This is a genomic window from uncultured Xanthomonas sp., assembly GCF_964278005.1.
GTDB lineage: Bacteria > Pseudomonadota > Gammaproteobacteria > Xanthomonadales > Xanthomonadaceae > Xanthomonas_A > Xanthomonas_A sontii.
In genome coordinates this window covers 580,497-597,975 of sequence record NZ_CAXYKF010000006.1, presented here as the reverse complement: position 1 = coordinate 597,975, position 17,479 = coordinate 580,497, and the positions used below count along the sequence as shown (strand labels likewise).

At 68.5% G+C, this 17,479-nt stretch carries 18 protein-coding genes; 7 read left to right on the top strand and 11 right to left on the bottom strand.

The window, feature by feature from the left end; all coding sequences use genetic code 11:
- The first annotated feature begins 83 nt into the window (after positions 1–83).
- The 6 genes from lptD to ACHWVH_RS04950 all read left to right on the top strand — a co-directional run bounded on the left by lptD (position 84) and on the right by ACHWVH_RS04950 (position 7,338).
- Positions 84–2,435 (top strand): LPS-assembly protein LptD, encoded by a 2,352-nt coding sequence (lptD, locus tag ACHWVH_RS04975; RefSeq protein ID WP_295923331.1) that lies wholly within the window; start codon positions 84–86, stop codon positions 2,433–2,435.
- Positions 2,432–3,793: a peptidylprolyl isomerase gene (locus tag ACHWVH_RS04970; RefSeq protein ID WP_150410673.1), complete on the top strand. Its 1,362-nt coding sequence runs from the start codon at positions 2,432–2,434 to the stop codon at positions 3,791–3,793. The genes lptD and ACHWVH_RS04970 overlap by 4 nt, the downstream gene beginning before the upstream one ends.
- 3 nt (positions 3,794–3,796) lie before the next feature.
- On the top strand, positions 3,797–4,774 hold the full coding sequence (gene pdxA / locus ACHWVH_RS04965; RefSeq protein WP_295923329.1) for a 4-hydroxythreonine-4-phosphate dehydrogenase PdxA: 978 nt from the start codon (positions 3,797–3,799) through the stop codon (positions 4,772–4,774).
- Between the two features lie 129 nt (positions 4,775–4,903).
- Positions 4,904–5,698 (top strand): 16S rRNA (adenine(1518)-N(6)/adenine(1519)-N(6))-dimethyltransferase RsmA, encoded by a 795-nt coding sequence (rsmA, locus tag ACHWVH_RS04960; RefSeq protein WP_153751527.1) that lies wholly within the window; start codon positions 4,904–4,906, stop codon positions 5,696–5,698.
- A gap of 333 nt (positions 5,699–6,031) precedes the next feature.
- Positions 6,032–6,415, top strand: coding sequence for a Co2+/Mg2+ efflux protein ApaG (gene apaG / locus ACHWVH_RS04955; RefSeq protein WP_043093104.1), 384 nt, complete (start codon positions 6,032–6,034; stop codon positions 6,413–6,415).
- The gene (locus ACHWVH_RS04950) at positions 6,415–7,338 is read left to right on the top strand and encodes a symmetrical bis(5'-nucleosyl)-tetraphosphatase (RefSeq protein ID WP_017916442.1); all 924 of its coding nucleotides are present in this window, start codon (positions 6,415–6,417) and stop codon (positions 7,336–7,338) included. The genes apaG and ACHWVH_RS04950 overlap by 1 nt, the downstream gene beginning before the upstream one ends.
- 129 nt (positions 7,339–7,467) lie before the next feature.
- Here the strand turns inward: ACHWVH_RS04950 and ACHWVH_RS04945 are convergent, their stop codons facing one another.
- The 8 genes from ACHWVH_RS04945 to ACHWVH_RS04910 form a co-directional block, all read right to left on the bottom strand.
- Positions 7,468–7,974, bottom strand: a complete 507-nt coding sequence (locus tag ACHWVH_RS04945; RefSeq protein ID WP_394686819.1) for a dihydrofolate reductase — start codon at positions 7,972–7,974, stop codon at positions 7,468–7,470.
- 92 nt (positions 7,975–8,066) lie between these two features.
- A complete protein-coding gene (locus ACHWVH_RS04940; protein ID WP_026143716.1) occupies positions 8,067–8,861 on the bottom strand; it encodes a thymidylate synthase in 795 nt (264 codons plus the stop codon).
- On the bottom strand, positions 8,858–9,766 hold the full coding sequence (gene lgt, locus ACHWVH_RS04935; protein WP_017916439.1) for a prolipoprotein diacylglyceryl transferase: 909 nt from the start codon (positions 9,764–9,766) through the stop codon (positions 8,858–8,860). Before lgt ends, ACHWVH_RS04940 begins: the two co-directional genes overlap by 4 nt.
- Before the next feature lie 525 nt (positions 9,767–10,291).
- Entirely contained in the window at positions 10,292–10,783 is a 492-nt protein-coding gene (locus tag ACHWVH_RS04930) for a TPM domain-containing protein (RefSeq protein WP_267085599.1), read from the bottom strand.
- Positions 10,783–11,742, bottom strand: coding sequence for a TPM domain-containing protein (locus ACHWVH_RS04925; protein ID WP_394686773.1), 960 nt, complete (start codon positions 11,740–11,742; stop codon positions 10,783–10,785). The genes ACHWVH_RS04930 and ACHWVH_RS04925 overlap by 1 nt, the downstream gene beginning before the upstream one ends.
- Before the next feature lie 42 nt (positions 11,743–11,784).
- A complete protein-coding gene (locus tag ACHWVH_RS04920) occupies positions 11,785–12,417 on the bottom strand; it encodes a LemA family protein (RefSeq protein ID WP_043093112.1) in 633 nt (210 codons plus the stop codon).
- A gap of 74 nt (positions 12,418–12,491) precedes the next feature.
- Positions 12,492–13,241 carry a TerC family protein gene (locus ACHWVH_RS04915; protein WP_010342213.1) on the bottom strand — a complete coding sequence of 250 codons (750 nt, stop codon included), beginning with the start codon at positions 13,239–13,241 and terminating at the stop codon, positions 12,492–12,494.
- Positions 13,242–13,280: 39 nt separating this feature from the next.
- Positions 13,281–13,661 carry a diacylglycerol kinase gene (locus ACHWVH_RS04910; protein ID WP_010342212.1) on the bottom strand — a complete coding sequence of 127 codons (381 nt, stop codon included), beginning with the start codon at positions 13,659–13,661 and terminating at the stop codon, positions 13,281–13,283.
- A 188-nt stretch (positions 13,662–13,849) separates the two neighbouring features.
- On the opposite strand from ACHWVH_RS04910, the gene ACHWVH_RS04905 reads away from it, so the two are divergent.
- Positions 13,850–14,566 (top strand): SGNH/GDSL hydrolase family protein, encoded by a 717-nt coding sequence (locus ACHWVH_RS04905; protein WP_394686772.1) that lies wholly within the window; start codon positions 13,850–13,852, stop codon positions 14,564–14,566.
- A 34-nt stretch (positions 14,567–14,600) separates the two neighbouring features.
- Here ACHWVH_RS04905 and ACHWVH_RS04900 read toward each other — a convergent pair whose 3' ends face one another.
- The 3 genes from ACHWVH_RS04900 to ACHWVH_RS04890 all read right to left on the bottom strand — a co-directional run bounded on the left by ACHWVH_RS04900 (position 14,601) and on the right by ACHWVH_RS04890 (position 17,470).
- Positions 14,601–15,881 (bottom strand): sensor histidine kinase, encoded by a 1,281-nt coding sequence (locus tag ACHWVH_RS04900; protein ID WP_394686771.1) that lies wholly within the window; start codon positions 15,879–15,881, stop codon positions 14,601–14,603.
- A gap of 108 nt (positions 15,882–15,989) precedes the next feature.
- Positions 15,990–16,703, bottom strand: a complete 714-nt coding sequence (locus tag ACHWVH_RS04895) for a response regulator transcription factor (protein WP_003481607.1) — start codon at positions 16,701–16,703, stop codon at positions 15,990–15,992.
- A 92-nt stretch (positions 16,704–16,795) separates the two neighbouring features.
- Positions 16,796–17,470, bottom strand: a complete 675-nt coding sequence (locus tag ACHWVH_RS04890; RefSeq protein WP_394686770.1) for an arylesterase — start codon at positions 17,468–17,470, stop codon at positions 16,796–16,798.
- Positions 17,471–17,479: the final 9 nt, after the last annotated feature.

Genomic DNA, 17,479 nt, shown 5'->3' with positions numbered 1-17,479 from the left:
CCCCCGCCCCGGGGACGCCTTCATTGCCCCTATGCACGGGATGGGGCAAGCTAGCGACCGTTTTCGCCCGATACCTGACGCGCGTGCGCCGAACCCTTCGCCTGCTCCCTCTTCCGTTCAGTATCGCCCTGTGCCTGCCGGCATTGGCGGCTGAGAAGCCGCCGAACTGGGGCCTGTGCCCGACCCCGGACGTGCTGCCCAAGTTCGACGACGCGCAGCAGCCGGATCCCAAGCTGGCGCAGAATCGCGAGCAGCAGCCGACCAATATCGAAGGCGACCAGCTGTCGGGCACCACCACCATCCCCAACTACACCGGCAACGTCGCGCTCAAGCGCGGCGACCAGTTCATGGGCACGGACAGCCTGCGGGTGGACACCGAGACCGGCAACTACATTGCCGAGGGTCACGTGCGCTACCAGGACTCGTCGATCCGCATGATCGCCGATCGCGCCGAGGGCAATCAGGACACCGACACCCACAAGATCACCAACATCCGCTACCAGCTGCTGGCCCGCCGCGGCAACGGCAAGGCCGACTCGGTCGACCTGCAGGGTGCGCTGGGGCAGATGCATCGCTCCACCTACACCACCTGCGACCCCTCGCAGCGGGTGTGGGAGCTGCACGCACCGGAAATCGACGTCGACAACGACGAAGGTTTCGGCACCGCGCGCAACGCGATCCTGAAGATCTACAACTTCCCGATCCTGTACGCGCCCTGGTTCAAGTTCCCGATCGACGATCGCCGCAGCAGCGGTTTCCTGTTCCCGGCGATCGGCATGTCCAGCCGCAACGGCTTCGACTACACCCAGCCGTACTACCTGAACCTCGCGCCGAACTACGACGCCACCCTGTATCCGCGCTTCATGGCCCGCCGCGGCCTGATGCTGGGCAGCGAATTCCGCTATCTCTACGACGGCGGCAAGGGCGAGCTGCAAGCCGCCTACCTGCCGGACGACAAGTTGCGCGACAAGGATCGCGGCCGCTTCAGTTACCAGGGCTACCACAACATCAATGCGCAGTGGCAGGCGCGCGCTTCGCTGGCCTGGGTCAGCGACGAGCGCTACACCGAGGACTTCTCCAACCGCCTGCTCGGCAATGCGGTGTCCAACATCCAGAGCACGATCGGCGTCTACGGCACCGGCGAGACCTGGACCGCAGGCGTGATGGCCGACCGCTGGCAGCTGACCGACTACACCCTGACCGAGGATGCGCTGCCGTACAACCGCCAGCCGCGCGCCTTCTTCAACTGGGACCAGTCGTTCGGCAACTATTTCGAAGCCGGCCTGTACAGCGAAGCGGTGCGCTTCGTGCACGACGATATCCATCAGAAAACCACCGACGGCACCTACGAGCGAACCGGCGTGGTCACCGCGCGCCCCGGCGGCAGCCGCCTGGACCTGAAGCCCTACATCTCGATGCCGCTGGCCGGCGCCGCCTGGTTCCTCAAGCCGACCCTGGCCTGGCGTTATACCGCCTATCAGCTGGACAAGGATCTGGCGGCCACGCTCGGCGGCGACACCACGCCCTCGCGCAGCCTGCCGATCGCCACGGTCGATGCGGGCGTGTACTTCGACCGCGATACCAAGTGGGGCAACACCAACTATCTGCAGACCCTGGAACCGCGACTGTTCTACCTGTACACGCCGTACCGCGACCAGAACGACCTGCCGATCTTCGACACCCGCGAGTTCACCTTCAGCTGGGGCCAGTTGTTCCGCGATTCGCGTTACACCGGCGCCGACCGCCAGAACGACGCCAACCAGCTGACCATGGCCCTGAGCTCGCGCCTGCTGCGCCAGGACGATGGCAAGGAGAAGTTGTCGGTCAGCCTCGGCCAGATCCTGTATTTCAGCGATTCGCGGGTCAGCCTGCCCAACAGCGACACCACCATCGAGCAGGGCAAGTCGGCCTGGGTGGCCGATGCCAACTACATGATCAACGATCGCTGGAACCTGGGCGCCACCTACCAGTGGGATCCCAAGTACCGGCGCAAGGACCTGGCCAGCTTCCGCGCGCGCTACCTGATGCCCGGCGACGGCATCGTCAATATCGCCTACCGCTACCGCCGCGATCTGCTGGAACAGGCCGACGTGTCGTTCCTGTACCCGATCAATCCGACCTGGAGCGTCGTTGGCCGGCATTACTACTCGCTGATGGACAAGAAGCCGCTGGAAAGCATCCTCGGCGTGCAGTGGGACAGCTGCTGCCTGGCGGTGCGGGCGCTGGCGCGGCGCTACGTGCGCAACCGCACCGGCGCGCTGGATACCGCCTTCCAGATCGAGTTCGTGCTCAAGGGGCTGTCGTCCCTGGGCCAGGACACGGACCGCGTTCTGCGCCGTGCTATCCTCGGCTACAACCGCGACGACCTGTACTTGGTCCCGCCCAGCAACACCACGACCGATCCGGACGCTTACGATCCGAACCAGATTCCATGACCAAGACCCTTTCTGTTTTTCTCGCCGCCCTGGTGGCGATCGCCGGCGTGTCCGCTCCGGCCGCCGCGCAACAAACCCAACCGCTGGACCGCATCGCCGCGGTGGTCGACGAGGATGTCGTACTGCAGAGCGAACTGGATCGTGCCGTGCGCAACGTGAAGGCGCAGTATGCCGGCCGCGAGGCGCAGCTGCCGCCGGATAACGTGCTGCAGCGGCAGGTGCTGGAACGCCTGGTCTTGGTCAAGCTGCAGGTCGCGCGCGCCAACAGCACCGGCATCCGCGTCGGCGACGACGAACTGAACCGCGCCATCGCCAGCATCGCCCAGCAGAACGGCACCGACGTGGACGGCCTGCGCAAGAAGCTGGCCGCCGACGGCATGTCCTACACCGACTTCCGCAACTCGGTGCGCGACGAAATCACCGTGCAGCGCCTGCGCCAGAGCTTTGCGCAGAGCCGCATCAACGTCAGCGAGGCCGAAGTCGACGCGGCCCTGGCGCAGCAAGCCACCACCGGCACCCAGTACCACCTGGCGCACATCCTGGTCGGCCTGCCGGAAGGCGCCACCGCCGAGCAGATCAAGACCGCTCAGGGCAAGATCGACGGGGTCAAGAACCTGATCGACAAGGGCGAGATCGATTTCAACGCCGCGGCGGTGCGCTATTCCGACAGCCCCAACGCGCTGGAAGGCGGCGACCTGGGCTGGCGCAGCCTGGACGAGATCCCCAACGCGTTCGCGCAGCTGATCCGCGACATGAAGCCGGGCCAGGTCGCCGGCCCGCTGCGCGGCCCCAGCGGCTTCCAGCTGCTGAAGCTGGTCGAAGTGCGCGACGCCTCGGCCAATCCGGAAAAGAAGACGGTCACCGAGTACCACGCCCGCCACATCCTGATCCGGGTCAACGATGCGCAGCCCGACGCGGCCGCCAAGGCCAAGATCGAAACGCTGCGCGCACGCATCGCCGGCGGCGCCGACTTCCAGGCCGTGGCCAAGGAAGCGTCGGAAGACACCAACAGCCGCAGCCAGGGCGGCGATCTGGGCTGGTTCCCGGCCGACGCGTTCGGCCCGGACTTCGGCCAGCACGTCGCCAGCCTCCAGGACGGCCAGATTTCGCAGCCGTTCCGCACCGAGGCCGGCTGGCACATCGTGCAGCGCGTCGGCGAGCGCCAGACCGACGTGACCAGCGATACCCAGCGCGCCCAGGTCCGCGAGACCATCGGCCGCCGCAAGCTGGAAGAGGAATACAACCGCTTCCTGCAGGAAATGCGCGGCGAAGCCTACGTCGACCTGCGCGTGGGCAACACCGACGCCGCCACTGCGCCGGCGGCCACGCCCGCGCCGGCGCCCGCCGCCAAGCCCTGATCCATGCGCCCCTCGCTCGCGCTGGTGCCGGGCGAGCCGGGCGGGATCGGCCCGGAGCTGTGCGTGCGGCTGGCGCAACAGCCGCGCCACGACTGCCAGCTCCTGGCCTTCGCCGATCCCGACACCTTGCGCGCCGCCGCGGCGGCGCTGTCGCTGCCGCTGCAGCTGCTGCCCGAATCCAGCCCCGCCCTCGCCCCTGGCGACCTGCGCCTGCGCACGGTCGCCAATGCCGTGCCAAGCCGCTTTGGCGCGACCGAACCGGCCAACGCGGCTGCGGTGATCGCCGCACTGACCCAGGCGGCCGATGCCTGCCTGAGCGGGGAACTGGACGGCGTGGTGACCGGCCCGGTCCACAAAGCGGCGATCAACGCCGGCGGCATCGCCTACACCGGCACCACCGAACTGCTGGCCCAACATGCCGGCCGCGAGGTGGTGATGATGCTGGCCAATGCCATCGTACGCGTGGCTCTGGTCACCACCCACCTGCCGCTGCGCGCGGTCGCCGATGCACTCACGCCGGCCCTGCTGGAACGCAGCCTGCGCATCACCGAGGCCGCCTTGCGCCACGCGTTCGGCATCGCCGCGCCGACCATCGCGGTGCTGGGACTGAACCCGCATGCCGGCGAGGATGGCCACCTGGGCCTGGAGGAAATCCAGGTGATGCAGCCGGTGCTGGACGCCTTGCGCGCGGAAGGCATGCGCCTGCTCGGCCCGCTGCCGGCCGATACCGCGTTCCTGCCGCAGAAGCTGACGAGCGTGGACGCGGTGCTGGCGATGTACCACGACCAGGGCCTGCCGGTGCTCAAGTACAGCGGCTTCGAGCAGGCGGTGAACCTGACCCTGGGCCTGCCCTACCCACGCGTGGCGGTCGACCACGGCACCGCACTGGAGCTGGCCGGCCGCGGCGTGGCCGACCCGTCCAGCCTGTTCGCTGCCACTGCGCTGTGCGCGCAACTGGCGGCGCGCCGCGCGCAGTCCTAGGCGCATATCCGGGCGCCGTTCGCGATCTGCCGCAACCAGGGTACGCCGGGTGATGCCGGTCGCGGCTGAAGCCGCTTCTGCGTCGCTGCAAGCGCGCGCCGCCCCGTGCATGCCGATAAAATGCCGGCCATGACTTCCTCTTCCGGCTTCGGCGCCCCGGCCAAGAAATCCCTTGGCCAGCACTTCCTCAGCGATCGCCACTACATCGACAGCATCGTCCGCGCGGTCGATCCCAAGCCGGGCGACCGGCTGGTGGAGATCGGCCCCGGCCAGGGCGCGATCACCTTCCCGCTGCTGCGCCGGCATGGCCAGCTGACCGTGATCGAATTCGACCGCGACCTGATCGCGCCGTTGACCGCGGCGGCGGCCGACGTCGGCGAACTGACCATCCTCAACCGCGACGTGCTGTCGGTGGATTTCGCCGCCCTGGCCGAGGGCGCGCGCATCCGCCTGGTCGGCAACCTGCCCTACAACATCTCCTCGCCGATCCTGTTCCATGCGCTGGACCACGCCGCAGCGATCGCCGACATGCACTTCATGCTGCAGAAGGAAGTGGTCGACCGCATGGCCGCCGACCCGGGCAGCAAGGTCTACGGCCGGCTCAGCGTGATGCTGCAGGCGTATTGCGAGGTGACCTCGCTGTTCGTGGTGCCGCCGGGCGCGTTCCGGCCGCCACCGAAGGTGGATTCGGCCGTGGTGCGGCTGGTGCCGCGGCCGCCGCAGACGGTGGGCATCGCCGATCCCAAGCGCTTCGCCGACGTGGTCCGCGCCGCGTTCGGGCAGCGCCGCAAGACCCTGCGCAACGCCTTGAACGGTGTCTGCGATGCCGCGCAGTTCGAGGCCGCGGGCGTGCGTCCGGACGCGCGCGCCGAGCAGCTCGAGGTCGGCGACTTCGTGCGCCTGGCCAACATCGCGCACGCCTGAGCGGACGTCCCGCGCGGCGCGCGCATGCATGCGTGGTGCGAACCTCTGCGCACGCGTTGCTCCGCTCCTTGCATGTCGGCGCAGGCGTCGCCGACCTGCGCCGTAGACATGGTGATGACGGCACCGCCTCGAAACCGCAACTTGGCAAGCCGCACAACACAGACTGCCACCGCGAACGACAGCCCTCCTGCGCACTGCCAGCGGCAACAACAGGCCCGCACGGGCGGCTCGCGCAGGCGGCAGCCAGGGCCACTGCCACGCGTCAGCCGCCTGGCAGTGACAACCGCTGACGCATCTCGCCTCAAACGGCAAAACACGCTCTAAACTGTGGGGATGAACGATGACGCCCCCTATCGGATCGAGGTCGAAGTGTCGCCCCGATTCCTCGACGACCAATCGGCGCCGGAGGACGGACGCTACACGTTCGCCTACACGATCCGCATCCACAACCGCGGCCGCGTCGCCGCGCGCCTGATCGCCCGCCACTGGGAGATCACCGACGGCAACGGCCGCATCGAACGCGTCGACGGCGATGGCGTGGTCGGCGAACAGCCGCGGCTGCGCCCGGGCGAGGATTTCCGCTACACCTCCGGGCTGGTACTGGAAACCGAGCACGGCACGATGCGCGGCCACTACGACATGGAAGCCGACGACGGCACCCAGTTCATCGCCGCGATCGCGCCGTTCGTGCTGTCCGTCCCGCGGACCCTGCACTGATGGCGGTCTGGGCGATCGGCGACCTGCAGGGTTGCTACGACATCACCCAGCAGTTGCTGGAGAAGATCCGCTTCGATCCGGCGGTGGACCGGCTGTGGTTCTGCGGCGACCTGGTCAACCGCGGCGGGCAATCGCTGGAGACCCTGCGCCTGGTGCACTCGCTGCGCGAGCACAGCGTGGTGGTGCTGGGCAACCACGATCTGTCGCTGCTGGCGATCGGCGAGCGCAGCCCGGACGAACAGCGCAAGGTCAATCCCGACCTGCAGCGCATCGTGCTGGCCGAGGACCGCGACGAACTGCTGACCTGGCTGCGCATGCAGAAGCTGCTGCACGCCGACCGCCAGCTCGGCTGGATGATGATCCACGCTGGCCTGGCACCGAAGTGGACCACCGCGCTGGCCGAGAAGCATGCACGCGAGGTGGAGCAGCAACTGCACGGCAACGGCTACCGCAAGCTGTTCCGCAACATGTACGGCGACCGCCCGGCCTGGTCGCCGGGCCTGACCGGCTACGACCGCTCGCGCGCGATCATCAACCTGTTCACCCGCGCCCGCTACTGCACCCCGCGTGGGCGCATCGCGATCGAGGAAAAGGGCACGCCCGGCACCCAGGCGCAGGGTCTGTATCCGTGGTTCGAGGTGCCGGGGCGGGTCGAGCGCGACCTGAAGATCGTCTGCGGACACTGGTCGACGCTGGGCCTGACCATCACCCAGGGCGTGCACGCGATCGACACCGGCGCGGTCTGGGGCGGCAAGCTCACCGCCCTGCGCCTGGACAGCGAGGACCTGCAGGTCGTGCAGGTCCCGGGCCGGCCGGTGCAGGGACCGCCGCCGGCGGCGCGCACCGCCACGCCGCGGCGGCGCAGCGCACCGAACCGTGGACAACCGGCGCCGGCTGCTTCCGCTGCGCCCGAGCAGGAATAGGTCTAACGCGAGACGTTGCGGTTTCGCAGGAGCGGCTTCAGCCGCGACAGGCGTTCCCCGGAATGCGCGTCGCGGCTAGCCGCTCCTACGACAATCCCGGCATGTGCGCCGGCATCCGCCAGCCGCTGCTTACACCGCGCCCGCCCGGCGCCGGTAATCCACGAACTCGAAGGTCAGCGCATGCCGCGCATCCACCGGATGCGCCTGCCGCGCCACCACCTCCCATTGCGCCGGATCGAACGCAGGGAAATGCGCATCGGCGCCGTCGACCACCGTGTCGACATGGGTGAGGTACAACACGTCGGCCAACGGCAGGGTCAGGGCGAAGATGTCGCCACCGCCGATCACCGCCAGCTCCGCAGCGCCGGCCTCGCGCGCCGCGTCGATCGCCGCCTGCAGCGACGCCACCGCCTGCATGTCCGCGAACGGCACCTGCCCGGAACGGGTCATCACCAGGTTCAAGCGCCCGGGCAGCGCGCGCCCCAGCGACTGCGCGGTCTTGCGCCCCATCAACACCGGCTTGCCCAGGGTCAGCGCCTTGAAGCGCTTGAGATCGTCCGGCAGGCACCACGGCAAGTCGTTGTCGCGACCGATCGCATTGGCCCGATCCAGCGCCGCGAGCAGGCTCAACTGCAGCGAGGGGCGCGTAGACCGCTCCAAATCCGTCCCCGCCGCGACGGCGGCGCTCGCCGATTCCCGATTCCCCACTCCCGATTCCCAGCTGCTGTTCACACCGCCACCGGCGCCTTGATCGCCGGATGCGGGTCGTAGCCCTCGATGGCGATGTCGTCGTAGGTGAAGGCGAACAGATCGGTCACCGCCGGATTCAGCCGCAGCTGCGGCAACGGCCGCGGCGTGCGTGCCAGTTGTTCGCGCGCCTGTTCGAAGTGGTTGGAATACAGATGCGCATCGCCCAGCGTATGCACGAAATCGCCCACGCCCAGGCCGGTGGCCTGCGCCACCATGTGGGTCAGCAGCGCATAGCTGGCGATGTTGAACGGCACGCCCAGGAAAATGTCGCCGCTGCGCTGGTACAGCTGGCAGCTGAGCTTGCCGTCGACCACGTAGAACTGGAACAGGCTGTGGCAGGGCATCAGCGCCATCTGCGGCAGCTCGGCCACGTTCCAGGCGCTGATCACCAGCCGACGCGAATCCGGATTGCGCTTGATCTCGTCCACCAGCCACTGCATCTGGTCGATCTCGCGACCGTCGGCACCGGTCCAGCGCCGCCACTGCTTGCCGTACACCGGGCCGAGTTCGCCCTGCGCGTCGGCCCACTCGTCCCAGATGCTGACCTTGTTGTCCTTGAGATAGGCGATGTTGGTCTCGCCCTTCAGGAACCACAGCAACTCGTGCACGATCGAGCGCAGGTGCAGCTTCTTGGTGGTGACCAGCGGGAAGCCGTCGTTGAGATCGAAGCGCATCTGCCAGCCGAACACGCTGCGCGTGCCGGTGCCTGTGCGGTCGGATTTCTCCGCGCCGCGCTCCAGCACGTGCTGCAGCAGGTCCAGGTACTGCTTCACTTGCTCACCTCCGGCGGCGGCACCGGCTGCAGCACCGGCGCGCTGCGCGAGCGCCACAGCAGGAACAGGCCGAGCAGGATCAGCGGGATGCTCAACTGCTGGCCGCGGGTCAGCCAATGGAACGCCAGGTAGCCGAGTTGCGCATCCGGCACCCGCACGAATTCCACGGCGAAGCGGAACACACCGTACAGCAGCGCAAACAAGCCGGACACCGCATAGCGCGCGCGCGGCTTCATCGAGAACGTCCACAGCACCACGAACATCACCAGGCCTTCCAGTGCCGCTTCGTACAGTTGCGACGGATGGCGTGCATAGCGATCGAGCAGGCCCGCGGCGTATTGCTGCTGCAGTTGCGCGGCACTCTTCAGACTTTCCAGCGCCGGCGCATTGGCCACGCCGTCCTGTATCGGCGCGTGCGGGAAGATCACGCCCCAGCCGGCGTGGGTCAACTTGCCCCACAACTCGCCGCCGACGAAATTGCCGATGCGGCCGAAGCCCAGACCCAGCGGCACCAGCGGCGCGATGAAATCGACGGTGTCGAAGAAATGCAGGCGCGCCTTGCGCGTCCACCACAGGCAGGCCGCCAGCACGCCCAGCAGGCCGCCGTGGAAGCTCATGCCGCCGTCCCACACCTTGAAGATCAGCAGCGGGTCGGCCAGGAAATCGGACAGTGCGTAGAACAGCATGTAGCCGATGCGCCCGCCCAGCACCACGCCGAGCATCGCGTAGAACAGCAGATCGGAGAAGCCGTCCTCGTTCACCCCGGGCAGGCGCCCGGCGCGGATGCGGCGGCGGCCCAGCCACCAGGCCGAGATGAACCCGGCCAGATACATCAGCCCGTACCAATGCACCTTCACCGGCCCGAACGAGAAGGCGATGGGGTCGATCTGGTGGAGATAGGTCATGCGCAAACGTCGGCCGGGGGCAAAGAGTGCCTATTCTGCCACTGACTCCGCTGCTTGCCGCGCCTGCGGACGGCGCAGCGGGGTAGCGCTTCATCTGCTGTCAGGCGCACGCGTCTGCCACTGACTCCGCTGCTTGCCGCACCTACGGACGGCGCAGCGGGGTGGCGCTTCATCTGCTGGCAGGCGCACGAACCTGCCGCCGACCGACTCCAAGGCAATATGCTCAGCCCAGACGCCACGTGCCCCTCGTTGCTTGTGGGAGCGGCCCATGTGGCCTCCAGGCCATCAGCGGCAACGAGCAGAGCCATCGGGTTCACTCCGGCGCTATCGCGTCGGGACTGAAGTCCCTCCCACAACACCACCCGTCGCACCCATGCAGGAGCGGCATCGCCCTGATGTGGGAGCGGCTTCAGCCGCGACGAGCAGAGCCATCAGGCCCCAGCCCGGCACTCTCGCCTAGGGACCGAAGTCCCTTCCACAACACCGCCGCCTCTGCTGGCAGCGCGAACCACCACAGCAGCACACTCAATCCAGCACCTGCGGCAGGTTCGGCAGTTCGTTCTCGCCCGGCTGGCCCGGCTGTGCCGGGAAGTGCGCGGCCAGCAACGCGGACACCGCGCCAACACCAGCGATCACCGCCTGTTCGGGTTGGCCCGCACGCATCTCGCGCTCGATCAGCGCGCAGACCTGGCGCCATTGTGCGGCGTCCACCCGCCCGTGCAGTCCACGGTCGGCGACGATCTCGATGTGGTGATCGGCCAGCAGCAGATAGATCAGCACGCCGTTGTTGGCCTCGGTATCCCAGGTGCGCAACTGTGCGAACGCGTGCTCGGCGCGCAGCCGCGGCGCCATGCCACGCAGCACCTGCGCCGGTGCCAGCCCCGATTCCACTGCGAACATCACCTGCCCGCTGTGCAGGCGCTCGCCTTCGGCGATCGCCGCGCCGATGCGCTCCAGGCTGGCCGCCGGGAACAGGCGCTGTGCCGACGGCGCGAACAGGTGCCGGACCAAGCGCATCACCAGCTCCCCGAGGCGCCGCCGCCTCCGGAACTGCCGCCACCACCGCCCCAGCCGCCGCCGAAGCCGCCTCCGCCGCCACCCCAACTACCGCCACCGCCACCGCCGCCCCAGCCACCGCCGAAGCCGCCGCCACCCCAGCCGCCCCAACCGCCGCCGCCGGCCGAACGGCCCGGAGCGATTCCCACAAACAGGCCCAGCAGCAGGCCGATCGCGCCGGTCAGCGCACCGACGAACAGCGACAGGCTCAGCAGCAGGCCGACGCCGCCGCCGACCACGCCGCTCAGCACGCCGCGCACCGGGCGCGACAGCCGCGCGAACAGCACCTGCGCGACCAGCGCCGCGAACAGGCCGGCGAAGAAACCGAATCCCAGGCCGCCGCCGCGCGAGGCCGAGGCGTGCGCGCTGACCGGCGCCGGCAACGCTTCGCCGTCGATCAGCTTGACCAGCATCGCGGTCGCTTCGGAAATCCCGCCACTGTAGTCGCCTGCGCGGAAGCGCGGCACCAGGTACTCCTGGATGATGCGGTTGGCGGTGGCGTCGGGAATCGCGCCTTCCAGGCCATAGCCGGGCTGGATGCGCACGCGCCGGTCGTCCTTGGCCACCACCAGCAGGACGCCGTCGTCCACGCCCTTGCGGCCGAGCTTCCACTGGTCGAACACGCGCTGGGTGTATTGCTCGATGCTCTCGGGCGCGGTGCTGGGCACCACCAGCACCTGCAGCTGGCTGCCCTTGCGCTGCTGCAACTGCACCGCCTGCCGGTCCAGCTCCAGGCGCTGGTTCGGCGTCAGCGTGCCGGTGGTGTCGACCACCGGCGCGTCCAGCGGCGGGATCGGCGCCTCAGCCTGCGCCCAGGCCAGCCAGGGCAGCAGCGCCAGCAGCAGCACCAGCCAGACGCCGGCGAGCCGGCGGCGAGCGGCGCCACGCGACGCCGCCGATGCGACAGCGCGCTCAGTCACCACGGGTGCGGAACGCATGGTCACGCCGGCCCACGGCGGCGCTTAGTGCGCCGGCGCCGGCTGTTGCGGCTGCTGTGGAGCGGACGCGGGCTGGCCACCGAAGTTCACCGCCGGCGCCTCGGAAATCTGCGCTTCGTTCTCCACCGAGAAGTTGGGCTTCTCCTTGTAGCCGAACATCTTGGCGGTGAGCACCTGCGGGAAGGACAGGATGTAGGTGTTGTAGTCCTGTACCGCCTGGATGTAGCGGCCACGCGCCACGGTGATGCGGTTTTCGGTGCCTTCCAGCTGCGCCTGCAGGTCGCGGAAGGCCTGGTCGGATTTCAGATTCGGATAGTTCTCGCTGACCACCAGCAGCCGCGACAGCGCGCTGGACAGCTGGCCCTGTGCCTGCTGGAACTGCTGCAACGAGGCGGCGTCGTCGGCGTTGACCTGCACCTGGCCGACGCGGGCGCGGGCGTTGGTCACGTCGGTGAGCACCTGCCGCTCCTGGTCGGCATAGCCCTTGACCGTGTTGACCAGGTTCGGCACCAGGTCGGCGCGGCGCTTGTACTGGTTCAGCACTTCCGACCAGCCGGCCTTGACCGCCTGGTCCTTCTGCTGGATCGCGTTGTAGCCGCAGCCGGACAGCAACACCGCCAGCGCGGCCAGAAACAGGGAGCGGGACAACAGGCGCATGCGAGGACTCCGGCGGATGACTGCGCGCAGCTTGCCACGCCGCCGGTGAAAACGCAGCCGACCTCAGCGGTGGCTCACCACTTCCCCGCGCCGGGCACCTGATGCGCGGCGGCGCGCCGGCGCATCAGCAGGTTCAGCCACTCCACCAGCACCGAGAAGCCCATCGCCGCGTAGATGTACGGCTTGGGCACGTGCACGTCCAGGCCGTCCAGGATCAGCACCACGCCGATCATCAGGATGAAGGCCAGCGCCAGCATCTTCACCGTCGGGTTGGCGTCGATGAAGCGGCCCAGCGGATTGGCCGCCAGCAGCATCACCGCCACCGCCAGCAGCACCGCGGCGATCATCACCGGGATGTGCTGGGCCATGCCCACCGCGGTGATCACCGAATCCAGCGAGAACACGATGTCGATCACCGCGATCTGCGCGATCACCATCCAGAACACGCCCGAGGCCTTGCTGGTGGTGGGGTCTTCGTCTTCGCCGCCGGTGATCAGCTCGCGGATCTCCATCGTGCCCTTCACCAGCAGGAACAGGCCGCCGACGATCAGCACCAGGTCGCGGATCGAGATGCCCATGCCGGCGACGCTGAACAGCTCGCCCTGCATGCGCGCCAGGAACGCCAGCGACACCAGCAGCGCGATGCGGGTCAGGCACGCCACCGCGATGCCGAACTTGCGCGCGGCCGGGCGCTGCGCTTCCGGCAGCTTGCCCACGGCGATGGAGATGAACACCAGGTTGTCGATGCCCAGCACGATCTCCAACGCACTCAGCGTCAACAGCGTCAGCCAGGTGTTGGGGTCGGCGAGAAACTCGAGGGCCATGGCGTCGGATCCTTTAACGGAAGAAGAAACGGGCGGCGATCACAGCAGGCGCGGCAGCAGGATCAGGCCCCAGCACAGCACCACGTTGGCCAGCATCACGAAGACCGCGGCCGAGCCCATGTCCTTGGCGCGGCCGGCCAGTTCGTGATGCTCGGGGCCGTAGCGCTCGATCACCGCTTCGATCGCCGAATTGAGCAGTTCCACCGCCAGCACCAGCAGCAGCGAGCCGATCATCAGCACCTGCTGCACGGGCCCCTGCCCCAGCCACAGCGCCAGCGGCGCCAGGATCAGGAACAGGCACACCTCCAGACGGAACGAGGACTCGTGCAGCCAGGCCGCGCGCAGCCCCTGCCACGACCAGCGTGCCGCCATCAGCATGCGGCGCGGTCCGCGCGGCAGATGCCCGAACTGGTCGGCCACGGCTCAGCCCCGCCCCAGGGAACGGGGACGCGACGACGACGGCCGGAAGGAATCGGTCATGGGCAAGGCGCAGCGGGATAGGCGGCAATTTTGCCACAAGCCCCGCGGCACCGCCGGCATCGCCACGGATTTGCCTGCATGCGGCGCCTGCGGCACCATCGCCGATCCCCTTGCTTCGAGGAGGCATCATGCCCCGTTCGCCGCTGCGCGCACCGCTGCTCGCCCTGAGTCTGTTCAGCCTGTCACTGCTGGGCCTGTCGCCGGCGCTGGCGCTCACCCCACCCCCGCCGCCCAGCGTGCCCGACCAGGTCTCCAATGCGGCCTGGGAAGAGGACATGGCGCGTTTCGCCAAGGACGATGCCGCGCATCCGGTCAAACCCGGTGACGTGCTGTTCGTCGGCAGTTCCTCGATCCGCTTCTGGACCTCGCTGGCCACGGATTTTCCGGGCGTGCAGACGCTCAACCGCGGCTTCGGCGGCTCAGAGATCCGCGACAGCACCTGGTATGCCGACCGCATCGTGGTGCCGTACAAGCCACGCCTGATCGTGTTCTACGCCGGCGACAACGACCTCAACAGCGGCCGCAGTCCGCAGCAGGTGCGCGACGACTTCGTGGCCTTCGTGACCCGCGTGCACCGCGACCTGCCCAAGACCCGCATCGTCTATCTGTCGATCAAGCCCAGCCCCTCGCGCGCGGCGCTGATGCCGAAGATGGCCGAGGCCAACGCGCTGATCCGCAAGGCCGCAGCCGGCCTGAAGCAGGTGCAGTTCGTCGACGTGTACACGCCGATGCTGGGTGCCGACGGGCAGCCGCGCGCCGAGCTGTTCGGACCGGACAAGTTGCATATGAACGCGGCCGGCTACGCGCTGTGGCGCGACACCCTGCGTCCGTACCTGAAGGATTGAACCGTGACGCGCCCGCGCCGCCGTGCGCGGGCGCTCACGTGACCGGCGGGAACCGCACGGTCGCAAGAATGCCGCCGCCCTCGGCGCTCTCCAGGGCCACCTGCCAACCGAAACGGTCGCACAGCCGGCGCACGATCGACAGGCCCAGCCCGGTGCCTTGCGGGCGCTCCGGCTCGGCACGGAAGAACGGCTCGAAGGCGTGCCGCAAAGCGTCCTCGGACATGCCGATGCCGGTGTCGCGGATGCGGATGCGGTCGGCCTCGACCTCGACCTCGATGCGCCCGGTGTCGGTGTAGCTGCAGGCGTTGCGCAGCAGGTTGCTGACCACCACGTGCAGCACGCGTGGCGGCGCATGCAATGTCGCCGAGGCCAGCACACGCACGCTCAGGGTCACCGGCTTGCCGATCAGCAGTTCGCGCGCGTTCTCGGCCTCGTACTCGACCACGTCGGCGATCTCGAAGAGTTCGCTCTGCGGCACCACGTCCGCTTCCCGCGCCAGGATGAGGAAGGCGTCGATCACCGCCTCCATGTCGCGGCCGGCGCGCTGGATGCGCTGCAGGCTGCGGTGCAGGCGCGGCGGCAGTTCCTGCTCGGTCATGGCGATGTCGGTGGCGACGCGGATCACCGTCAGCGGGGTGCGCAGCTCGTGGCTGGCATCGCGGGTGAAGTTGCGTTCGCGGGCGACGTGGTCGGTGACGCGCAGGGCCAGCGCATGCAGGGCGGCGGCCAGTTGCCGCGCCTCGCCCTGTACGTCGGTCGGCAGGTTTTCCGGGGCCAGTTCGGCGGCGGCTGGATGCCGCGGATCCCAGCGCGCGACCCGCCGCGCCAGCCAGTTCATCGGCGACAGCAAGCGCCGCGACACCCGCCAGGTCAGCCAGGCCACCACCAGCACCGCGATCAGGGTGAGCAACGTCGGCACCACGCCGAACCAGAACGCCAGCCGCTGCGCCGGTGCGCGCAAAAACACCAGGTACAGGCGCCCGCTCTCGGTCTGGTCGACCAGCACCATCTCGCCGCCGGGGCGATCCTCGTGCAGACCGGGCGCCAACCCGCGCAGGTCGGCAGGCACCGCCGCATCGGATTGCCCGGCCGGCACCAGATAACCGCGCAGGCTGTGGCTGTTGGGCGGCGGTTGCTGCGGCAGCTGCGCGCGCAGGCGCCAGTAGTAGCGCGCCTCCTGCTTCAGGATCGAGCCGACCAGCGAGTGCTGCACGATCGCGACCACCAGATAACTGGCAAGCGTGACGACGCAGCCCGCAAACACGATGCGGGCGATCAGGGCGAGGCGAAGTTTGCGCGGCAACCCGTGCGGCATACGGCATCCGTGATCGTTGCCGCGATTATAGGAAGGCCGATCGTGAGCCTTTCGTGCAAGCGGCCCCGTTCACCGGGGCCGCTGCGGGGTCCACGATCGGGCGTTGCCTCAGCTCATCGGCTGGGCGATGTCGGCGATGCGGTAGCCGGCGCTCTGCACGGTGTGCAGCAGCGGGCGGTCGAACGGCTTGTCGATGATCTTGCGCAGGTTGTACAGGTGGCTGCGCAGGGTGTCCGAGTCCGGCAGGCCGTTGCCCCATATCTCGCGCTCGATTTCCTGGCGGGTGACCACGCGCGGCGATTCGCGCATCAGGATGGTCAGCAGGCGCAGGCCGATCGGCGACAACTGCAATTCGGTGCCGGCGCGGGTGGCACGCATGCTCACCGGATCCAGCACCAGGTCGGCCACCTTCAGCACTTCCGAACCGACCTGGCGGCGCTCGCGGCGGATCAGTGCGCGCAGGCGGGCTTCCAGTTCCTGGATCGCGAATGGCTTGGTCAGGTAGTCGTCGGCACCGAAGCCCAGGCCGGTGAGCTTGTCGTCGAGCGTGTCGCGCGCGGTCAGCATCAGCACCGGGGTCGACTTGCGCGCGTCGTTGCGCAGGCGGCGGCACACTTCGATGCCGTCCAGACGCGGCAGCATCAGGTCCAGCACCACCACGTCGTAGCTGTTCTCCGCCGCCAGGCGGTAGCCGTCCAGGCCGTCGCAGGCGTAATCCACTTCGAACCCGCGGCCTTCCAGGTACTCGCCGATCATCTCGGAAATATTGCGGTTGTCCTCCACGACCAGCACGAGCCCGGATGTTTCCTTGGTCTGACGCATAACGCTTCCTCAGTCTTCAGCTTTGTGAAACATGCCGGATGTGCGGTGGTGGCGGCGTGAAGACCGCTTCATCTGCCTGAGCGACAAAAAAATTACTGCGTGATCAATGGCTTGAGCTGAGGCCAGACATTATCCAGCACCTTGGGCTGGGCCGCCGCGGTGGGGTGCAGGCCATCGCCCTGCATCAGCGACGGGTTCAGCGCCACGCCCTCCAGCAGGAACGGCAGCAGGCCCGTCCGGTACTGCTTGGCCAGGTCCGCATAGACCGCGCGCAGGCGCTGCCGGTAGCCCGGTCCATAGTTCGGCGGCACATCGATGCCCAGCAACAGCACCTTCGCACCGGCGTCACGGCTGAGCACGATCATCTTCTCCAGGTTGCCACGCAGTTCGGCCGGGCTCAGCCCGCGCAATGCGTCGTTGCCGCCCAGTTCGATGACCACCACCGACGGCCGATGCTTCTGCAGCAGCGCCGGCAGGCGGGTCAGCGCGCCGGACGAGGTCTCGCCGCTGATGCTGGCATTGACCACCGCCGGTGGCGCCCGCATCTGTTGTTGCAGGCGCTTGTCCAGCAAGGCCACCCATCCGGACTGCACCGGGATGTTGTGCGCCGCGCTGAGGCTGTCGCCGAGCACCAGCACCGGCCCCGTCGCACCTTTGGCACAGGCGATGGCGGGCAGCAGCACCCACCATGCCAGCAGCAGCCAGGCGCGGCGCATCCAGGCCCGCTTGCTTCTCGTCTCGTCGCCACGCATTGGAGATTCCCTCATCGACAGTCA

Excerpts from the sequence above, each read along its gene's own strand:
- ACHWVH_RS04970 (WP_150410673.1), top strand. The coding sequence starts at position 2,432 with ATGACCAAGACCCTTTCTGTTTTTCTCGCCGCCCTGGTGGCGATCGCC.
- pdxA (WP_295923329.1), top strand. The coding sequence starts at position 3,797 with ATGCGCCCCTCGCTCGCGCTGGTGCCGGGCGAGCCGGGCGGGATCGGC.
- rsmA (WP_153751527.1), top strand. The coding sequence starts at position 4,904 with ATGACTTCCTCTTCCGGCTTCGGCGCCCCGGCCAAGAAATCCCTTGGC.
- apaG (WP_043093104.1), top strand. The coding sequence starts at position 6,032 with ATGAACGATGACGCCCCCTATCGGATCGAGGTCGAAGTGTCGCCCCGA.
- ACHWVH_RS04950 (WP_017916442.1), top strand. The coding sequence starts at position 6,415 with ATGGCGGTCTGGGCGATCGGCGACCTGCAGGGTTGCTACGACATCACC.
- lgt (WP_017916439.1), bottom strand. The coding sequence starts at position 9,766 with ATGACCTATCTCCACCAGATCGACCCCATCGCCTTCTCGTTCGGGCCG.
- ACHWVH_RS04930 (WP_267085599.1), bottom strand. The coding sequence starts at position 10,783 with ATGCGCTTGGTCCGGCACCTGTTCGCGCCGTCGGCACAGCGCCTGTTC.
- ACHWVH_RS04920 (WP_043093112.1), bottom strand. The coding sequence starts at position 12,417 with ATGCGCCTGTTGTCCCGCTCCCTGTTTCTGGCCGCGCTGGCGGTGTTG.
- ACHWVH_RS04915 (WP_010342213.1), bottom strand. The coding sequence starts at position 13,241 with ATGGCCCTCGAGTTTCTCGCCGACCCCAACACCTGGCTGACGCTGTTG.
- ACHWVH_RS04905 (WP_394686772.1), top strand. The coding sequence starts at position 13,850 with ATGCCCCGTTCGCCGCTGCGCGCACCGCTGCTCGCCCTGAGTCTGTTC.
- ACHWVH_RS04900 (WP_394686771.1), bottom strand. The coding sequence starts at position 15,881 with ATGCCGCACGGGTTGCCGCGCAAACTTCGCCTCGCCCTGATCGCCCGC.
- ACHWVH_RS04895 (WP_003481607.1), bottom strand. The coding sequence starts at position 16,703 with ATGCGTCAGACCAAGGAAACATCCGGGCTCGTGCTGGTCGTGGAGGAC.
- ACHWVH_RS04890 (WP_394686770.1), bottom strand. The coding sequence starts at position 17,470 with ATGAGGGAATCTCCAATGCGTGGCGACGAGACGAGAAGCAAGCGGGCC.